The 14,477-nt window shown below is 61.7% G+C and carries 15 protein-coding genes; 12 read left to right on the top strand and 3 right to left on the bottom strand.

Translation table 11 applies throughout. The annotated features are described in order from the left end of the window. Positions 1–147 precede the first annotated feature (147 nt). The 5 genes from ACPW74_RS03040 to ACPW74_RS03020 all read left to right on the top strand — a co-directional run bounded on the left by ACPW74_RS03040 (position 148) and on the right by ACPW74_RS03020 (position 3,094). On the top strand, positions 148–1,176 hold the full coding sequence (locus tag ACPW74_RS03040; RefSeq protein WP_104454587.1) for a DUF3549 family protein: 1,029 nt from the start codon (positions 148–150) through the stop codon (positions 1,174–1,176). Between the two features lie 68 nt (positions 1,177–1,244). Beyond that, positions 1,245–1,541 (top strand): DUF3301 domain-containing protein, encoded by a 297-nt coding sequence (locus ACPW74_RS03035; protein ID WP_039039421.1) that lies wholly within the window; start codon positions 1,245–1,247, stop codon positions 1,539–1,541. A 58-nt stretch (positions 1,542–1,599) separates the two neighbouring features. Beyond that, complete coding sequence (locus tag ACPW74_RS03030) at positions 1,600–1,836, top strand: DUF2789 domain-containing protein (protein WP_010673389.1); 237 nt, start codon at positions 1,600–1,602, stop codon at positions 1,834–1,836. A 157-nt stretch (positions 1,837–1,993) separates the two neighbouring features. Continuing rightward, positions 1,994–2,299 carry a DNA-binding protein gene (locus ACPW74_RS03025; RefSeq protein ID WP_010673388.1) on the top strand — a complete coding sequence of 102 codons (306 nt, stop codon included), beginning with the start codon at positions 1,994–1,996 and terminating at the stop codon, positions 2,297–2,299. Between the two features lie 9 nt (positions 2,300–2,308). After that, a complete protein-coding gene (locus ACPW74_RS03020) occupies positions 2,309–3,094 on the top strand; it encodes a Zn-ribbon-containing protein (RefSeq protein WP_219603902.1) in 786 nt (261 codons plus the stop codon). Between the two features lie 73 nt (positions 3,095–3,167). Here ACPW74_RS03020 and syd read toward each other — a convergent pair whose 3' ends face one another. Then, a complete protein-coding gene (gene syd / locus ACPW74_RS03015) occupies positions 3,168–3,716 on the bottom strand; it encodes a SecY-interacting protein (RefSeq protein ID WP_257706922.1) in 549 nt (182 codons plus the stop codon). Positions 3,717–3,821: 105 nt separating this feature from the next. Here syd and queF point away from each other — a divergent pair, with 105 nt between their 5' ends. The 7 genes from queF (at position 3,822) to ACPW74_RS02980 (ending at position 12,892) form a co-directional block, all read left to right on the top strand. Continuing rightward, positions 3,822–4,670 (top strand): NADPH-dependent 7-cyano-7-deazaguanine reductase QueF, encoded by an 849-nt coding sequence (gene queF / locus ACPW74_RS03010; RefSeq protein ID WP_221435977.1) that lies wholly within the window; start codon positions 3,822–3,824, stop codon positions 4,668–4,670. Between the two features lie 116 nt (positions 4,671–4,786). Continuing rightward, positions 4,787–7,057, top strand: coding sequence for a hypothetical protein (locus tag ACPW74_RS03005; RefSeq protein WP_052816321.1), 2,271 nt, complete (start codon positions 4,787–4,789; stop codon positions 7,055–7,057). Positions 7,058–7,142: 85 nt separating this feature from the next. Continuing rightward, entirely contained in the window at positions 7,143–8,744 is a 1,602-nt protein-coding gene (locus tag ACPW74_RS03000) for a GGDEF domain-containing protein (RefSeq protein WP_043152479.1), read from the top strand. Between the two features lie 158 nt (positions 8,745–8,902). Further along, on the top strand, positions 8,903–10,258 hold the full coding sequence (ppnN, locus tag ACPW74_RS02995) for a nucleotide 5'-monophosphate nucleosidase PpnN (RefSeq protein ID WP_010673382.1): 1,356 nt from the start codon (positions 8,903–8,905) through the stop codon (positions 10,256–10,258). 122 nt (positions 10,259–10,380) lie between these two features. Further along, complete coding sequence (gene xni, locus ACPW74_RS02990; RefSeq protein ID WP_069785575.1) at positions 10,381–11,178, top strand: flap endonuclease Xni; 798 nt, start codon at positions 10,381–10,383, stop codon at positions 11,176–11,178. Between the two features lie 142 nt (positions 11,179–11,320). Then, a complete protein-coding gene (locus tag ACPW74_RS02985) occupies positions 11,321–12,328 on the top strand; it encodes an isocitrate dehydrogenase (protein ID WP_010673380.1) in 1,008 nt (335 codons plus the stop codon). A gap of 120 nt (positions 12,329–12,448) precedes the next feature. Continuing rightward, positions 12,449–12,892, top strand: a complete 444-nt coding sequence (locus ACPW74_RS02980; protein WP_041211281.1) for a hypothetical protein — start codon at positions 12,449–12,451, stop codon at positions 12,890–12,892. A 69-nt stretch (positions 12,893–12,961) separates the two neighbouring features. Here ACPW74_RS02980 and rlmM read toward each other — a convergent pair whose 3' ends face one another. Next, positions 12,962–14,056, bottom strand: a complete 1,095-nt coding sequence (rlmM, locus tag ACPW74_RS02975; protein WP_042864272.1) for a 23S rRNA (cytidine(2498)-2'-O)-methyltransferase RlmM — start codon at positions 14,054–14,056, stop codon at positions 12,962–12,964. After that, on the bottom strand, positions 14,049–14,435 hold the full coding sequence (locus ACPW74_RS02970; protein ID WP_201894473.1) for a DUF423 domain-containing protein: 387 nt from the start codon (positions 14,433–14,435) through the stop codon (positions 14,049–14,051). The genes rlmM and ACPW74_RS02970 overlap by 8 nt, the downstream gene beginning before the upstream one ends. Positions 14,436–14,477 lie beyond the last annotated feature (42 nt).

Here is a 14,477-nt window from a genome sequence, read left to right as displayed (position 1 = left end):
TACGGCCATCAAAAAGGGGCGCTACTATACACCGACCCCGCAATGGCTGCCATGTTGCCGTCACCTTCATACCCTGCATCACCGCCTCTGGCTATCTGGTGCAGCCCCCTTATAATCGCCCGCATTATCTTCAAGCGGGATCTCTTCATGTCTTCCATCAACACCCTGACCGAGTTTCTGACCCAGGCCGATACCCAGTTCCAGCTGTTCGATCTGGGCCGCCAGGTGCGCCCGCTCCCCAGCGACCTCTTCGTGCGCATCGAGCAGCAGCAGGAGCCCTACCCCTGGCCGTTGCAGCAACACGCCTGGCTCGGCGTGCACTTCTTCCAGCCGACCGAATCCAGGCACTACCTCTGGTTCCTCAAGTTCGCCCTTGATGAACGCGGCCTGCTCATCTCCAGCGGCCCCAAGCATTTCATGGATCAGGTGGTAGAGACTCTGGGCTACAAGCTCACCGGTGAACTGGACGAAGAGAAGGCCCAGCGTCTGGCGGACAACCCCTATACCTTCCGCCCGGCCGAGGCCAAGATGGCCAGTGTGCACGCCAAGCTGGCCCGCCAGCTGGAACAAGCCCCTTCCGCTTACTACGAGGCCCTCTGCCACTATCTGGCGGCGCCGGGGGAAGAGGGGTGGCAGGCCCTGGGACTGCAAGGGTTTGCAGATCTCGCGGAGCGGCTGCAGGTTGAACGCAACCTGGCACTGGTCTGCAAGGCCTTGCCCGTGCTGCCGCAGGCCCCCCTTTACGCCCTGTGCCAAAGCCTGGAGAACGCCCCCCTGCCCCCTGCCCTGCAAGGCGCATTGCTGGAGCGCATCGGCAAGGAGCAGGAGTGCGCCGAGCCTGCCCCCGAAACCCTGGCCTATCTGTGCCGGGCACTGGCCTCCTGCCCGGGCAACGGACTGCGCACCAACAAGCTGCTGACCCTGCTGCAAACCCGGCCAAGCCCCTCCCTGCTCCTCGCCATCGCTGGCCGCCTCTGGCCCGATCTGAAACACCCCGAACTGCTCGGCCTGTTTCTGGAGCAGCTCGCCCTGCAACCCACCCAGTTCTTCAACCAGGTATTTGCCGAGCTCGTCACGCTACCGGCCCTGCGCAATGATATGCTGGCAAAACTGCGTGACCCCGAACGCAGCGAGGCCCTGGGTCTGGCCATCGGTCGCCTGTTCGCTGCCACCTAGGCCCGACACAACGGCCCTGTTGCCTGAGGTGAACAGGGCCCCACACACATCACAGAAGGAACCCGCTGATGGGAGAAATGCTTGGGATCTTGCTGCTCGGCCTCGTTGGCTGGGCCTTCTGGCAACAGCGCCGCCAGGCGGAGCTGGCCTGGCAATACATGCGCCGCTACTGCCAGCACCACGACCTGCAACTGCTGTCGCTGGCGCGGACACACCGTGCCCTGGGGCACAAGCCCCTGCGCCTGCTCACCTACTACCAGTTCGAGTTCTCCAGCGACGGTGAGAGCCATTATCAGGGGCAGCTCTGCATGCAGGGGCTGCATGTCGCCGGTGTCGAGCTGCCACCCCATCGTCTCCCCTCCTAGATTTGAGAGCACGGGGGCTGGCTATACTCTTCCACAGCCCCTTCCAAGGAGTACCGACATGGAATTGCTCACCCATGACATGGCCGCCCTGTTTGCCCAGCTGGGGCTGGCCAGTGACGACATCAGCCAGCAGCGTTTTATCCGCGACCATCCCATCGATCGCCATACCCAGTTGCCCGATGCGCCGTTCTGGACGCCTTCCCAGGCAGATTTTCTGCGCGATGCCCTCAGCCACGACGCCGACTGGGCGGAAGCCATCGACCAGCTGGATGTGATGCTGCGCCAGGGGACCTGATCCCCCACTCCCGGCGGCCAGCGTTGGGTCGACGCGGAACCGCCAATCCCCTCCCTCTCGCCACCCACGCCCTTCGCTCCGCTTTCCTGATGGACAGGCTTTGATTAAGCTCTGTGCCACTATCCACCCGCAGCAAGACGGCCGTGCAGGAGCCAAGATGTCAGCCCAAGAGATCATCCAGATAGCCAACGAACTCAGTGCCAGGGGGATCACCCCCTCTACCGCCATGGTCAAGGCCCGCCTCAGCCATCCCGTGCCCATGGCCGAGCTGCTCAAGGTGTTGAGCCAGTGGAAGCAACAACCCCAGCCCGCGGCGACAGCGCCCGCCCCCGCCAGTGCCCCCGAGGCGTCCCCCTTGGCCACGGAAAGCGTCACTCTTCAGCAACTGAGCGAACAGCTCGCCCGGCTGGAGCAGAAGGTCGATCGCCTCACCGATCTGCTGCTCAACCAGAAGCCGGATTGACCCATCGCCATGTATATCCTCGAACTCACCTTTGAGTGCTACCGCGATACCTCCCTCGGGGAGGCCGAGCGGGCCATCGTCCACTACCTCGACATGCTGCGCTATCAGGGTCAGATCCTGGGGCGGGAGTTTCCCACCAGCATGCACGAAGGCTATTTCGTCAGCCGGGTGGTCTGCCCGGAGCAGGACAGCCTGCACCCTGACAACCAGAGCGAGCTGGTCGCCCTTGCCGAGCAAGGTCTGCACCAGGCGGGCCTGCTCGCCCCCAAACTCCACCTGCAAGGGGCGGATCTGCTCTCGGACAGCACGGACCCGTGCGCAGAGCAGGGAGAGCGTCCCAGCTGGATGCTGCTCTACACCAGCTTCCTGCACAGTTGCTCTCCCCTGCGCTGTGGCGATCACTTCGCTCCCATCCCGCTCTATCGGCTGCCCGCCGTCGCCAACGGTGACCACAAGCAGATCATCAAGTGGCAGGAAGATTGGGAAGCCTGCGATCAGTTGCAGATGAACGGCTCCATTGCCGAGCACGCCGCCCTGCACGAAATCGGCGAGGTGGGCAGCCGCCTTCATCGCCGGGGCAGCGATCTCGCCAGACGGCTGGAGCTCCTGAGCGGCATCCCCACCTATTACTATCTCTACCGGGTAGGCGGCCTGAGCGCCGCCGAAGAGCGGGCTCGCCCCTGCCCTGGCTGTGGTGGCCCATGGGCGCTGGCCGCCCCCCTGCACGAGATCTTCGACTTCAAGTGCGAGCCTTGCAGGCTGGTCTCCAACCTCTCCTGGGACTTCAAGGAGTAGGTGCCCACCGCGCACAATGGCGCATTAAAAAGAGAGGGCCTTGCCAGGTGGCAAGGCCCTCTCTTTTGGAGCATCACTGGGGCAAGGTTTCCAGTCGCGCCAGAAAGGCCGGCAACGAGGGGGCCAGCGTCAGGCGCCGTCCGGAGTCCAGCCACTCCAGCCACACCTGGCCGCTCTCGTTATCGAGGGAGACCAGCGTCATCTCGTTGCGGGTCGTGGCAATGAAGAGTGAAGGGGATCGCTTCAACTTGCGCAGCATCAGCAGGTGGCCGATGAGGTTCTCCTTGAGCAGATCCAGATCGGCGTCGTTCCACGGCAGGATGAGTTCGATGCTCAGCCCCTTGAAAGAGCAGGGCAGAGGGCGGCTGAACCAGTGGCCAAACAGGGCGATGGCGCTGGGATGCAGGGTCAGCTCCAGGGCGTTCGCCATGGCCGTGAAGTCGGCTGCCTGCTCCCGCTGGAACAGACGCCAGGCTACCCGCCCCTCCCTGGGTTCATCCAGCTCGCAAGGAGAGCGCCAGTCGGCCTCCCAGTCGCACAGGGGCAGCCCCCGCCTTCCTTCGCCATCGCGCTGCCAGCGTAAAAAGAACTGCTCCAGGGCAGACAGGACTTGATCCGACATCGATATTCCCCACAATAGCGGCCTCTGATGGCCGCAAGTACCTGATCGAAAAATCGGGCCATTGCACCATCAAACCCCTTATCAGACAAGCGTGAGCAAACCAGCATGAGCAAACAAGAGAGATACGCCGGCGCCAGTGCGCTGCAAGGCCTGAGCCTGGGGCAGCAGTCCGCCTACATCAGCCAGTACACCCCGAGTCTGCTGCAGCCCGTGCCACGCAGCCTGAACCGCGACGATCTTGGCCTGAGAGGTGAACTGCCGTTCCAGGGGTGCGACGTCTGGACCCTGTATGAACTCTCCTGGCTCAATGCCAAAGGCAAGCCCGTGGTTGCCATCGGGGAGGTCTTTGTGCCTGCTACCAGCCCGAATCTCATCGAGTCCAAGTCGTTCAAGCTTTACCTGAACTCCTTCAACCAGACCCGCTGCGACTCCCTGGAGGCGGTGCAGGCGCTGCTGGTTCAGGACCTGAGTGGCTGCGCTGGTGCCCCGGTGAGCGTCACCCTCTTCACCCTCGACCAGGCCCCCCACCAGATAGCCCAGCTGCCCGGTGAGTGCATCGACAGCCTGGATATCGAGGTGGACGGCTACGAGTTTGACGAGACCCTGCTGCAAGGGGCCGCCGGTCACGAGATCGTGGAGGAGACCCTGCACAGCCACCTGCTCAAGTCCAACTGCCTGGTGACCAGCCAGCCGGACTGGGGATCCGTGGTGATCCACTATCGCGGCCCGCGTCTCGACCGGGAGAAGCTGTTGCGCTACCTCATTTCGTTCCGCCAGCACAACGAGTTCCACGAGCAGTGCATCGAGCGCATCTTTACCGATCTCAAGCACTTCTGCGCCCCGGAAAAACTGACCGTCCATGCCCGTTACACCCGCCGCGGCGGCCTGGACATCAACCCTTTCCGCAGCGACTGGGAGCCGGTTCCGGCGAACCTGCGCCTCATTCGCCAGTAATCACCGGCGCCGCCATCCTGCGGGCTGCGGCCGGCTGCGCATCACCTCAGTAAACTCTGGACGGGCGGGGGTGGGCTTGGATAACATGCCTGCACCTCCGTGCCGTTCTTAATCCAATGAATCAACTGTTTTTTCTGGCAATGATGATGTCCTCCCTGTCGGCTCCTGATCTGGATCTGGCCAAGGAGCAGTTGTCCATCGACCTGCAGCAGGCCCAGACCCTGGTGCTGACCGATCCCGCCAGATGTGCCCAGATTGCCACCTCCTTCCTCGAACGCACGGCCAACAATCCCAAGCAGATCATCAGCAACCGTCAGGAGTACGGCTATCGCGAGCCGATGCTGAACTACGGTACCGCCACCCAGACCACGGGCGCCTATCTGCTCAAGGGGGAGTGTCTGCAGCAGCTAGGGCAGTTCGCCCAGGCACAGGAGTCCTTCGAGCAGGGCATCGCCATGGCCGAGAAAGAGCAGCAGTTCGAGCTGCAGGCCCATGGGCTCTATCTGCTGGTTAGAAGCCGCAACCTGCAACAGCATACCCATGGCGCCGCGGCCCCCCTGCTCGACAAACTCGACAAACTGCTGGCCAATCCCGACCTCAAGGAGAGCCAGTTGCAGGTCTACAGCCGCCTGCTGCGCGTCAACGCCAGCATAGAGGAGCGGCAATTCGATCTCGCCAAGCAGCAGCTGGCCGAGACCCGCAAATGGGCGGATCACGCCAAACACCCTCTGGCCAGGGCCTGGACCAGCGCAGTGGGCGGGGATCTCTATCAGGCTCTGGGTCAGCCCCAGCTTGCACTGGGGGAGTACATCGAAGCACAACAGCAAGCCAAGCCCCTGCAGGATCCCCTCTTCCTCGGCCTGCTTTCGAACCAGATGGTCAGCCTCTATCAGGAAGAGCAGGAGCCACAAAAAGCGCTGCAATACGCCAGCGAGGCGGCCAACTATTTTCATGCCCTCGGCAATTCCTCCATGCTGAGCGACGCCCTGATCGTGCTCGCCCGTCTCAACCGGGATCAGGGCGAGATGAACATGGCGCTGGTCTATTTCTTCAATGCCCTCGACCTGCTGGACGAGAGCAGCAACCGTACCCGCATCGCCCATCTCAAGTTCGAGATAGGCAAGACCTACCTGCAGACCGGCAACCTCAACCTGGCGCGAAACTACCTGAACGCCGCACGCCAGTCCCATGAGCTGGGGGATGACAAGGAGTCGCTCATCGACACCCTGCTGTTGCTGGGAGAGCTGCACCTCAAGCAGCAGGAGGCGGGCATCGCCATCCTGCAGTTGGAGAACGCCCTCACCCTGGCCAACCGGATTGGGGACATCCGGCGCCAGTTCGAGATCTTCCGCCTGCTCTCCGTCGCCTATGAGCAGAAGGGTTACCTCCAGCAGGCCCTGGAGAGCTACAAGAATTACCACCAGCGCAGCGAACTGGTTCGCCAGCAACAGCTGGCGCTGGAGCAGGAGGCGGTGCGCGACAACTACGCCCAGGTGGAGCGTGTGCAACAGGTCAAGGAGCTGGAGCAGCAACTCGACGTCAGCCAGCACCAGCAGGAGCGATACCTCTGGACCAGCGTCAGCACCGGGCTGCTGCTGGCACTCTTCATCTATCTGTTCTTCACCCTCTGGCTGAAACTGCGGGTCGCGCGCCTTCATGCCAAACAGCTGGGAGAGGCCCTGCTGGTAGAGCCGCGCAGCGGCCTGGCCAACTGGCAGCGACTGATGAGCCGCTGGCCGCGGGAGATGGCAAAGCGCCAGCAAAAATCCGAGCGCTGGTACCTGAGCGAACGCCCCACCAGCGAATTTGACGACAAGCTGCACTACCTGCTGTTCCGGGTTCCCTTCCTGATCAACAGCCTGGAGCAGCACGGCTATCAGGTCAGCCGCGAGATAGAGCAGGCCTTCGGCCGTTACGTCAACGAACTGACCCCGCAGGATGGCCGCATCTACGACCTGCGCGAAGGCCACCTGCTCTATGTGGTGCCCCAGCGCCACGTGGCCCAGTTGCATCAGCTGGCCCAGACCCTGCTCGACACCCTGGCAGCCTTCCCCTGCGAGCACCAGCTGGACAGGCGCATCAGCCTCGGCATCGTCAGCCATCCCTTCCTGCCCAAGGCAGCCATGGCCCTCGATCACCACGGCCTGTTCGATCTCTGCTACCTGGCCCTCTCGGGTGCCATTCAGCTCAGCGAAAAATGCCAGCAGAGCGTCTGGCTTGAGCTGGCCGCCATCGATTGCCAGCAGGCCGCATTTTTTAACGGAGATGTGTGGCAATGCTGCTTGATGGCAATTGACAAGGGACTGGTAAAAGTAAATTCTTCTCATGAAAAGCAATGGGTTAACTGGCTTGCGCTTTCACGGATGAAGGTTGCGGACAATCCTTGACAAAAAGGTACTCAACGGGGTCTTTGATTGGCTTTCTGTTGCTGGACGAAACAAAAACGATAATGACAACAGGGCGACCTGAAGAATGAATGATATGGCTGCCGTAACAGGACAACTGGCAAGACTCAGGGAATCCCTCCAGCAGAAACAGCAGGAGCTTGACGGCATGGCGAGCTTCTCCGATGCCGAACGCACCCGCAGTATCCAGTTCATCGGCAAGTTGATGCAAGCCTGTCGCGGCCACGATCGCGAGCTCGACAACCGGCTCGCCAAGCTCAAGCAGAAACTTGAAGGCAACCCTCCGCTCACCTCCATCGATGCCGATCTGATCGCCATCGAGAAGCTGTTGCAGCAGCACAGCCACACCATGGAAGAGTCCATCAGCCTGACCCGGGCAGCCATCGATCTCGGCAGCAAACAGCTCAAAACCATCAAGGGGTTTCCGGAAGATACCCGCCGCGCCCTCAAGGAGTTTCTCGCCAGCCCGGAGAGTTACGGCATCGGCGATCACCAGAAGAAGGTGATCCGGCTGCTGGAGTTCTACCAGCAGGCGATCAAGATCCAGCTGCTGCCGCGCAAGCCGCTGATCCCCCCTTCGGCGGAGATCCCCACCGAGCTCTCCAGCCCGGCCCCTACCGACTCCTTTGACATCAAGGCACATGCCCAGATTTCAGACGAGTTGCAGCGTCTCATCACCGAGCTCGACTTTGCCGGCGCCGTGGGCGAGAGCCTCGCAGACATCCGCCGCCAGTTGCTCGGGGGCATCACCCCTGCCCTGCTGGCCGAAGTCTGCCTGCAGATCATCGAACTCATCATCGAGGGTACCCGGGAAGAGCGCAAAGCCTCCCAGGCGTTTCTCAGCACCCTGAACGAGAGTCTCTCCTCGGTCCATTACAGCTTTACCGAATCCCTGGATGAAGGGCGGGCGCTGCAAAATGCCGCCCATCTCAGCGGACAGGCGCTGGAGCGGGAACTCGCCGCCATCGATCGCGCCATGGCAGCCCATGACTCGCCACAGATACTCAGGGGCGCCATTTCTGGGCATCTGGACACCATCCGCCGGCTGCAGCAGGAGCGGGAGGAGATGGCCAACCGCGAGCGCCACCTGCTCACCCACCTCTCCAACATGGAAGCCAAGCTCAGGTTGATGAAGGACGAGACCGCCGAGTACAAGAAGCGGCTCAGCATCCAGAAACACAAGCTCTTCCTCGACAGCCTGACCCAGGTACACAACCGGGCGGCCCTGGACGAGCGGCTCGAGCTCGAATACAAACGCTGGCTACGCTATGGCACCCCCCTGTGCCTGGCCATCATCGACATCGACCACTTCAAGCACATCAATGACAATTACGGCCACATGGCCGGCGACAAGGCATTGAAGGTGGTTGCCAAGGCCCTGCAGAACGCCTTGCGCGACACCGACTTCATCGCCCGCTTTGGCGGTGAGGAGTTCGTGGTCCTGCTGCCGAACATCAATCCGGACAAGTACCAGAAGCCGCTGGAGAACCTGCGTCAGACCATCAAGAGCATCCCGTTCCGCTTTCGCGATGCCAGGGTCGAGATCACCATCTCCATCGGTGCCACCCTGTTTCGGACCGGCGACCATACCACGGATGCGTTCGAGCGCGCCGACAAGGCGCTTTACAGTTCCAAGCACTCCGGCCGGGATCAGGTCAATCTCGCCTGAATCCGCTTTGAGGGGCGGCTAAAAAAGCGGCAAACGCACAGTCCCCCTATTCCCCTGCCCACCCCCTTGCCTCTACTATCGAACCCGAGGGATGCCAAAGCATCCCGTTTTCTCCCCAGGGAAAGCACAACGATAACAAGCGAGTGAAAGGGGAAATTATGATTACACACATCAATCCCGTGGGCAGCATGGACCTGCTGTCCCAGCTCGAGGTGGATCGCCTCAAGCAGACGGCCTCCAGCGATATCTATCAACTGTTTCGCAACTGCTCGCTGGCGGTCCTCAACTCCGGCAGCCATACCGACAGTTCCAAAGAGATACTGGAACGTTTCAAATCCTTCGATATTCACGTGATCCGGCGCGAGCGCGGGGTCAAGCTCGAGCTGTTCAACGCCCCCGAGCACGCCTTTGTCGACGGCGAGATCATCCGCGGCATCCAGGAGCACCTGTTCTCCGTGCTGCGGGACATTCTCTATGTGTCGACCCAGCTCGAGTCCAATCGTCTGGTCAACCTGACCAGCTCCACCCATATCTCCAACGTGGTGTTCGCCATCCTGCGCAACGCCAAGGCGATCCTGCCCGGCGCCGATCCCAACCTGGTGGTCTGCTGGGGCGGCCACTCCATCAACGAGGTGGAATACCAGTACACCCGGGCGGTGGGTAGCGAGCTGGGTCTGCGCGAGCTCAACATCTGTACCGGTTGCGGTCCGGGTGCCATGGAGGGCCCCATGAAGGGGGCCGCCGTCGGCCACGCCAAGCAGCGGGTGCGCAACGGCCGTTACATCGGTCTCACCGAGCCTTCCATCATCGCCGCCGAACCGCCGAACCCCATCGTCAACGAGCTGGTGATCCTGCCGGACATCGAGAAGCGGCTGGAAGCCTTCGTGCGTCTGGGTCACGGCATCATCATCTTCCCGGGCGGGGTCGGAACTGCCGAGGAGCTGCTCTACCTGCTCGGCATCATGATGCACCCGGCCAACGATCGCCAACCCATCCCCATCGTGCTGACCGGCCCGAAAGAGAGCGCCGACTACTTCCGCGCCATCGACGACTTCGTCAAGGCAACCCTGGGGGAAGCCGCCACCAGTCTTTACCGGATCATCATCGGCGATGCGCCCGAGGTGGCCCGCGTGATGAAGGAGGCGATGCCGAAGATCCGCGAATACCGCAAGTCGGTGGGAGATGCCTACTCCTTCAACTGGTCCCTGCGGATCGAGCCCGAGTTCCAGCTGCCGTTCGAGCCGGATCACGCCAGCATGGCCAGCCTGGATCTGCATCGCAACCAGCCGCCCCAGCTGCTGGCAGCCAACCTGCGCCGCGCCTTCTCAGGCATCGTCGCAGGCAACGTCAAGGAAGGGGGCATCAGGGCCATCGAGAAGAAGGGTCCCTTCAAGCTGCACGGCGACAAGGAGCTGATGCACCTGATGGACAGGTTGCTGGAAAGCTTCGTCAAGCAGCAGCGCATGAAGCTGCCGGGCAGCCAGTACGTTCCCTGCTACGAGATAGTCAAATAGCCGGGACACCACAATGCACCGGAGGGGCCCAGGGGCCCCTCTTTCATTGACTGGTCTTCTAAGGGGTTAGCAGGAGACGCCACCATTGTTACAATGGCACTCCCCGACGCCCGGAGTGCCCCATGCCACACCTGCTCATCATCGATGCCCTCAACCTCATCCGCCGACTGCACGCGGTGCAGAGCCAGCAGGGACTGACCCCGGCCCAGGCCCTGCTCGCCACCCGAGCCAACCTCATCAACACCTGCAAGAAGCTCCTGGCAGCCAGCGAGCCGACCCACGCCATCGCGGTCTTTGACGGTGAGGTCCACAGCTGGCGCAAGACGCTCTATCCCCCCTACAAGGAGGGCCGCACCCCCATGCCGGATGAGCTGAGGGAAGGGCTTGCCGACCTGCAGGACGCCTTCTGGGAGTGCGGTGTGGATGCCCTGCTCTCCCAGACCGACGAGGCGGACGATCTCATCGCCACCCTGGCAAGCGGCATTGCCCAGCACGGCGCCAGCGCAACCATCATCTCCACCGACAAGGGGTTCTGCCAGCTCATCTGCCCGCAGATCCGGGTGCGGGATTACTTCAACAAACGCTGGCTGGATGCCGCCTTCGTCCAGCAGCAGTACGGCGTTACACCGACCCAGCTTGTGGACTTCTGGGCCCTGACCGGTATCAGCGGCTCCAACATCAAGGGGGTGCCCGGCATCGGCCCCAAGACCGCCACCCAGTTGCTGCAGCAATACGGGGACCTGGCTGCCATGCTGGAGGCCTGTGAGCGGGAGGAGGCCACCAGACCCCTGCTCAAGCTGCGCCAGCACCGGGAAGAGGCCCTGCTGGCCCAACGCCTGGTCCGGCTGCAGCACGATATCCCGCTCGGGTTCAACCTGCGGGAGATCCGCTACCCTCCCGTCCCTGATGCCGGGGCGTGATCCCCAGCACACCATTTCCCAAGACAGGCCGTACCTGTTGACATAAATGGGTAAAATGTAAAGAAACATGGAGGATGTGGTGCAAAAATGGTATAAAGCCGACGAATCCTCCCCCTCTGTTCCCTAGAAGTGGATACGCCTCATGTCAAAAAGAAAGATTACCGTCATCCCGGGCGACGGCATCGGCCCCAGCATCATCGAATCCGCCATCCAGATCCTGACCCACGCGGGTTGTGACTTCGACTACGAATACGCAGACGCCGGTCTGGTAGCCCTGGAAAAACATGGCGAGCTGCTGCCCCAGGCCACCCTCGATCTGATCGAGAAGAACAAGGTCAGCCTGAAAGGCCCGCTCACCACTCCGGTCGGCGGCGGCTTCACCTCCATCAACGTCTCCCTGCGCAAGAAGTTCAATCTCTACGCCAACGTGCGCCCCGTCCTCTCCTTCAAGGGCACCAAGAGCCGTTACGACAACATCGACATCATCACGGTGCGCGAGAACACCGAAGGCATGTACTCCGGTGCCGGCCAGAAGCGCAGCGATGACAACCAGAGCGCCGAGGCGATGAGCATCATCACCCGGGAAGGGGCCGAGCGCATCGTCACCTTCGCCTTCGAGCTGGCGCGCCAGGAAGGACGCAAGAAGGTCACCATCATCCACAAGGCCAACATCCTCAAGTCCACCTCCGGCCTGTTCCTGGAAGTGGCCCGTCAGGTCGCGGCCCGCTACCCGGACATCCAGAACGAGGAGATGATCGTCGACGCCGCCTGCATGAACCTGGTGATGTACCCGGAGCGCTTCGATGTGATGGTCACCACCAACCTGTTCGGCGACATTCTCTCGGATCTCTGTGCCGGTCTGGTGGGGGGGCTGGGCATGGCGCCGGGCGCCAACATCGGTGAAGGGGCCGCCATCTTCGAAGCGGTGCACGGCTCTGCGCCGGACATCGCCGGCAAGAACATCGCCAACCCCACCTCGGTGATCCTCGCCTCCATCCAGATGCTGGAATATCTCGGCATGCAGGACAAGGCGGAGCGCATTCGCGAGGCCGTGCGGGCGACCATCGAGTCCGGTGATCGGGTGACCCGTGACCTGGGGGGCACAGCGTCCACCAGCGAATTCACCCAGGCCATCATCGACCGTCTATAAATGGAATCCAACCATATGATTTTAAAAGGGAGCTTCGGCTCCCTTTGTTTTATGCCAACGCCTCCCTACCTCCCTCGCCAGATGAATACTATGTTGATATGAGGGATAAGGAGATCCACCATGCGTGCTACTTTCATCTTGCTGATTGTCAGCAGCAGTGCCACTGCATTAGACAGGCCAGTCGACAATGCCTGGTTGACGCCGCCCCCCCAGCACGAGGCGCCAGCCAAGCAGACCTGGCAATCCACCCTGGATACCAACGATCTGCTCAAACAGCCCAAGCCGCTCTCTCTGGGGGTGGATATCACCACCGACAGCAACGGCAATCGGCAGGTCACCCCCTATCAGAAGCTGAACCTCACGGCAGAGAAGAGCGTCAGCCTCTCCTTCGAAAAGCAAAAGCCCAGGATCAAGTTCAACGCTGGCGGCATCAACACCTCGGTCAAGCTTCGCGGGGATGGCGTCAAGATGCAGTTCAACCCCAGTGACAAGACCATTCCCCTGCAAATTGAGCTGAAGATCACCGACGACGAGTCCATGATGCGTCTGGACTACCGCTTCTGATGGCCCAGACACAAAAAAACCGGACGTCGTCGTCCGGTGGTTTTTTCATGCCCTGTTCCCGATGCTGCTTCAGGACTTGGGGGACAGCTTGGAGACCCAGAACTTGTTGTAGACGTGCACCGTGATCTCTTCGCGATCGTGATAGAGCTGCTTGGCCTGAATGATGAAGCCGCTGTCGATCTCCGCCAGCAGTCCGCGCAGCACCTCGATGTTGTGCACCGCCTCGGCATAGCGCTTCTTCATCGGCAGCTTGAGGTTGAACATGGCTTCCTGACAGTCGTTCTCCCTGAACCAGTCGGCCACCATGTGGGTCACTCGCGCAGGCTTGTCCACCATGTCGCACACCAGCCAGTAGGTATTCTTCTTGCTCGGCCGCCACACGAAACCATCGTCACGGATGTGCTTCACCTGACCTGTGTCCATCAGGGATTGGGCCATCATGCCGTTGTCCACCGCCGTCACCATCATGCCGCGACGCACCAGCTGATAGGTCCAGCCACCCGGGCAGGCGCCGAGATCCACAGCCTTCAGGCCGGAGCACAGGCGCAAGTCCCACTCTTCCTTCGGCACGAAGACGTAGAACGCCTCTTCCAGCTTGAGGCTGGAGCGGCTCGGGGCATCGGCCGGGAAGCGCAGGCGCGGGATCCCCATGTGGAAGGCGGAGTTGTTGAAGGAGTAGGAGTACCCCAGCATCAGGTGGTCATTGGCCAGGAAGAAGGCGTGGAACACGGGACGGTTCGGGGTCTCCTTCTTGGTCAGGATCTCGTTGCTGCGCAGCGCCTGGCGAAGCGGCACGGTGAACTTGCGGCAGAAGGCGGAGAGCTCCTTCGCCTCGTTGGTGTCGGCCGTCTCCACCCGCAGATCCCCGCAGATGGCGTAGCCACTCGCCGCCTCCAGGATGGGAGAGACCCGATCGCTTATTTCCAGATCTTTCAGCTCGTGGGTCACCACCAGCATCTGGCGAATGAAGATGAGCTCGCGGAACGGCAGCTTGCGCGCCAGCAGATCGGCCTGCTCCTCGTCATACAACTCGAAGATCACATAGCCGCTGTCGTCCTTGACCCGGGCAAAGCCGTAGCACTGCATGTTGCCGGCACGCTCGGTGATCTCTGCCGCCGCCTCTTTCTCAAAACCCGGGCGGCAATAAAGCAGCAGATTATTCATTCTTTCCTCCAAGACGACAGCCGGCCCACATCAGAGCCGCCCATCCCAACATAAAACAGAGGCCACCGGCCGGGGTGATGAGCCCCAGCCCCTTGCTGCCAAGCAGCACCATGGCGTAAATACTGCCGGAGAATCCCAGGATCCCCAGCACAAAGACGGCGCCCGCGAAGGTGATCACCTTGCCGCGCACACCGCACAACCCCAGCACCAGCAGGGCCAGGGCGTGGAAAAACTGGTATTGCACGGCGGTGTTGAACGCCGCCAGCAACGAAGGGGCGATGCCGGCCGCCGCCAGCCCATGAGCGCCGTAGGCCCCGAGCATGGTGGCCGTCAGGCCGAAGAAGCCCGCCAGCACCAGCCAATGTCGTTGGATCTGCATCTTCTCTCCTTGCACGCTTCTTCTATCGACCCGCTCGAGATG

Origin of the sequence: Aeromonas sp. INTO2 (genome assembly GCF_049860605.1) — a bacterium.
Taxonomy (GTDB): domain Bacteria; phylum Pseudomonadota; class Gammaproteobacteria; order Enterobacterales; family Aeromonadaceae; genus Aeromonas; species Aeromonas caviae.
Note: the sequence above shows the minus strand (reverse complement) of the source record. Positions and strands in the feature narration are given on the sequence as shown.

Bases quoted from the DNA above. Each gene is read 5' to 3' on its own strand.
- ACPW74_RS03040 (WP_104454587.1), top strand. From the start codon at position 148: ATGTCTTCCATCAACACCCTGACCGAGTTTCTGACCCAGGCCGATACC.
- ACPW74_RS03035 (WP_039039421.1), top strand. From the start codon at position 1,245: ATGGGAGAAATGCTTGGGATCTTGCTGCTCGGCCTCGTTGGCTGGGCC.
- ACPW74_RS03030 (WP_010673389.1), top strand. From the start codon at position 1,600: ATGGAATTGCTCACCCATGACATGGCCGCCCTGTTTGCCCAGCTGGGG.
- ACPW74_RS03025 (WP_010673388.1), top strand. From the start codon at position 1,994: ATGTCAGCCCAAGAGATCATCCAGATAGCCAACGAACTCAGTGCCAGG.
- ACPW74_RS03020 (WP_219603902.1), top strand. From the start codon at position 2,309: ATGTATATCCTCGAACTCACCTTTGAGTGCTACCGCGATACCTCCCTC.
- syd (WP_257706922.1), bottom strand. From the start codon at position 3,716: ATGTCGGATCAAGTCCTGTCTGCCCTGGAGCAGTTCTTTTTACGCTGG.
- queF (WP_221435977.1), top strand. From the start codon at position 3,822: ATGAGCAAACAAGAGAGATACGCCGGCGCCAGTGCGCTGCAAGGCCTG.
- ACPW74_RS03005 (WP_052816321.1), top strand. From the start codon at position 4,787: ATGAATCAACTGTTTTTTCTGGCAATGATGATGTCCTCCCTGTCGGCT.
- ACPW74_RS03000 (WP_043152479.1), top strand. From the start codon at position 7,143: ATGAATGATATGGCTGCCGTAACAGGACAACTGGCAAGACTCAGGGAA.
- ppnN (WP_010673382.1), top strand. From the start codon at position 8,903: ATGATTACACACATCAATCCCGTGGGCAGCATGGACCTGCTGTCCCAG.
- xni (WP_069785575.1), top strand. From the start codon at position 10,381: ATGCCACACCTGCTCATCATCGATGCCCTCAACCTCATCCGCCGACTG.
- ACPW74_RS02985 (WP_010673380.1), top strand. From the start codon at position 11,321: ATGTCAAAAAGAAAGATTACCGTCATCCCGGGCGACGGCATCGGCCCC.
- ACPW74_RS02980 (WP_041211281.1), top strand. From the start codon at position 12,449: ATGCGTGCTACTTTCATCTTGCTGATTGTCAGCAGCAGTGCCACTGCA.
- rlmM (WP_042864272.1), bottom strand. From the start codon at position 14,056: ATGAATAATCTGCTGCTTTATTGCCGCCCGGGTTTTGAGAAAGAGGCG.
- ACPW74_RS02970 (WP_201894473.1), bottom strand. From the start codon at position 14,435: ATGCAGATCCAACGACATTGGCTGGTGCTGGCGGGCTTCTTCGGCCTG.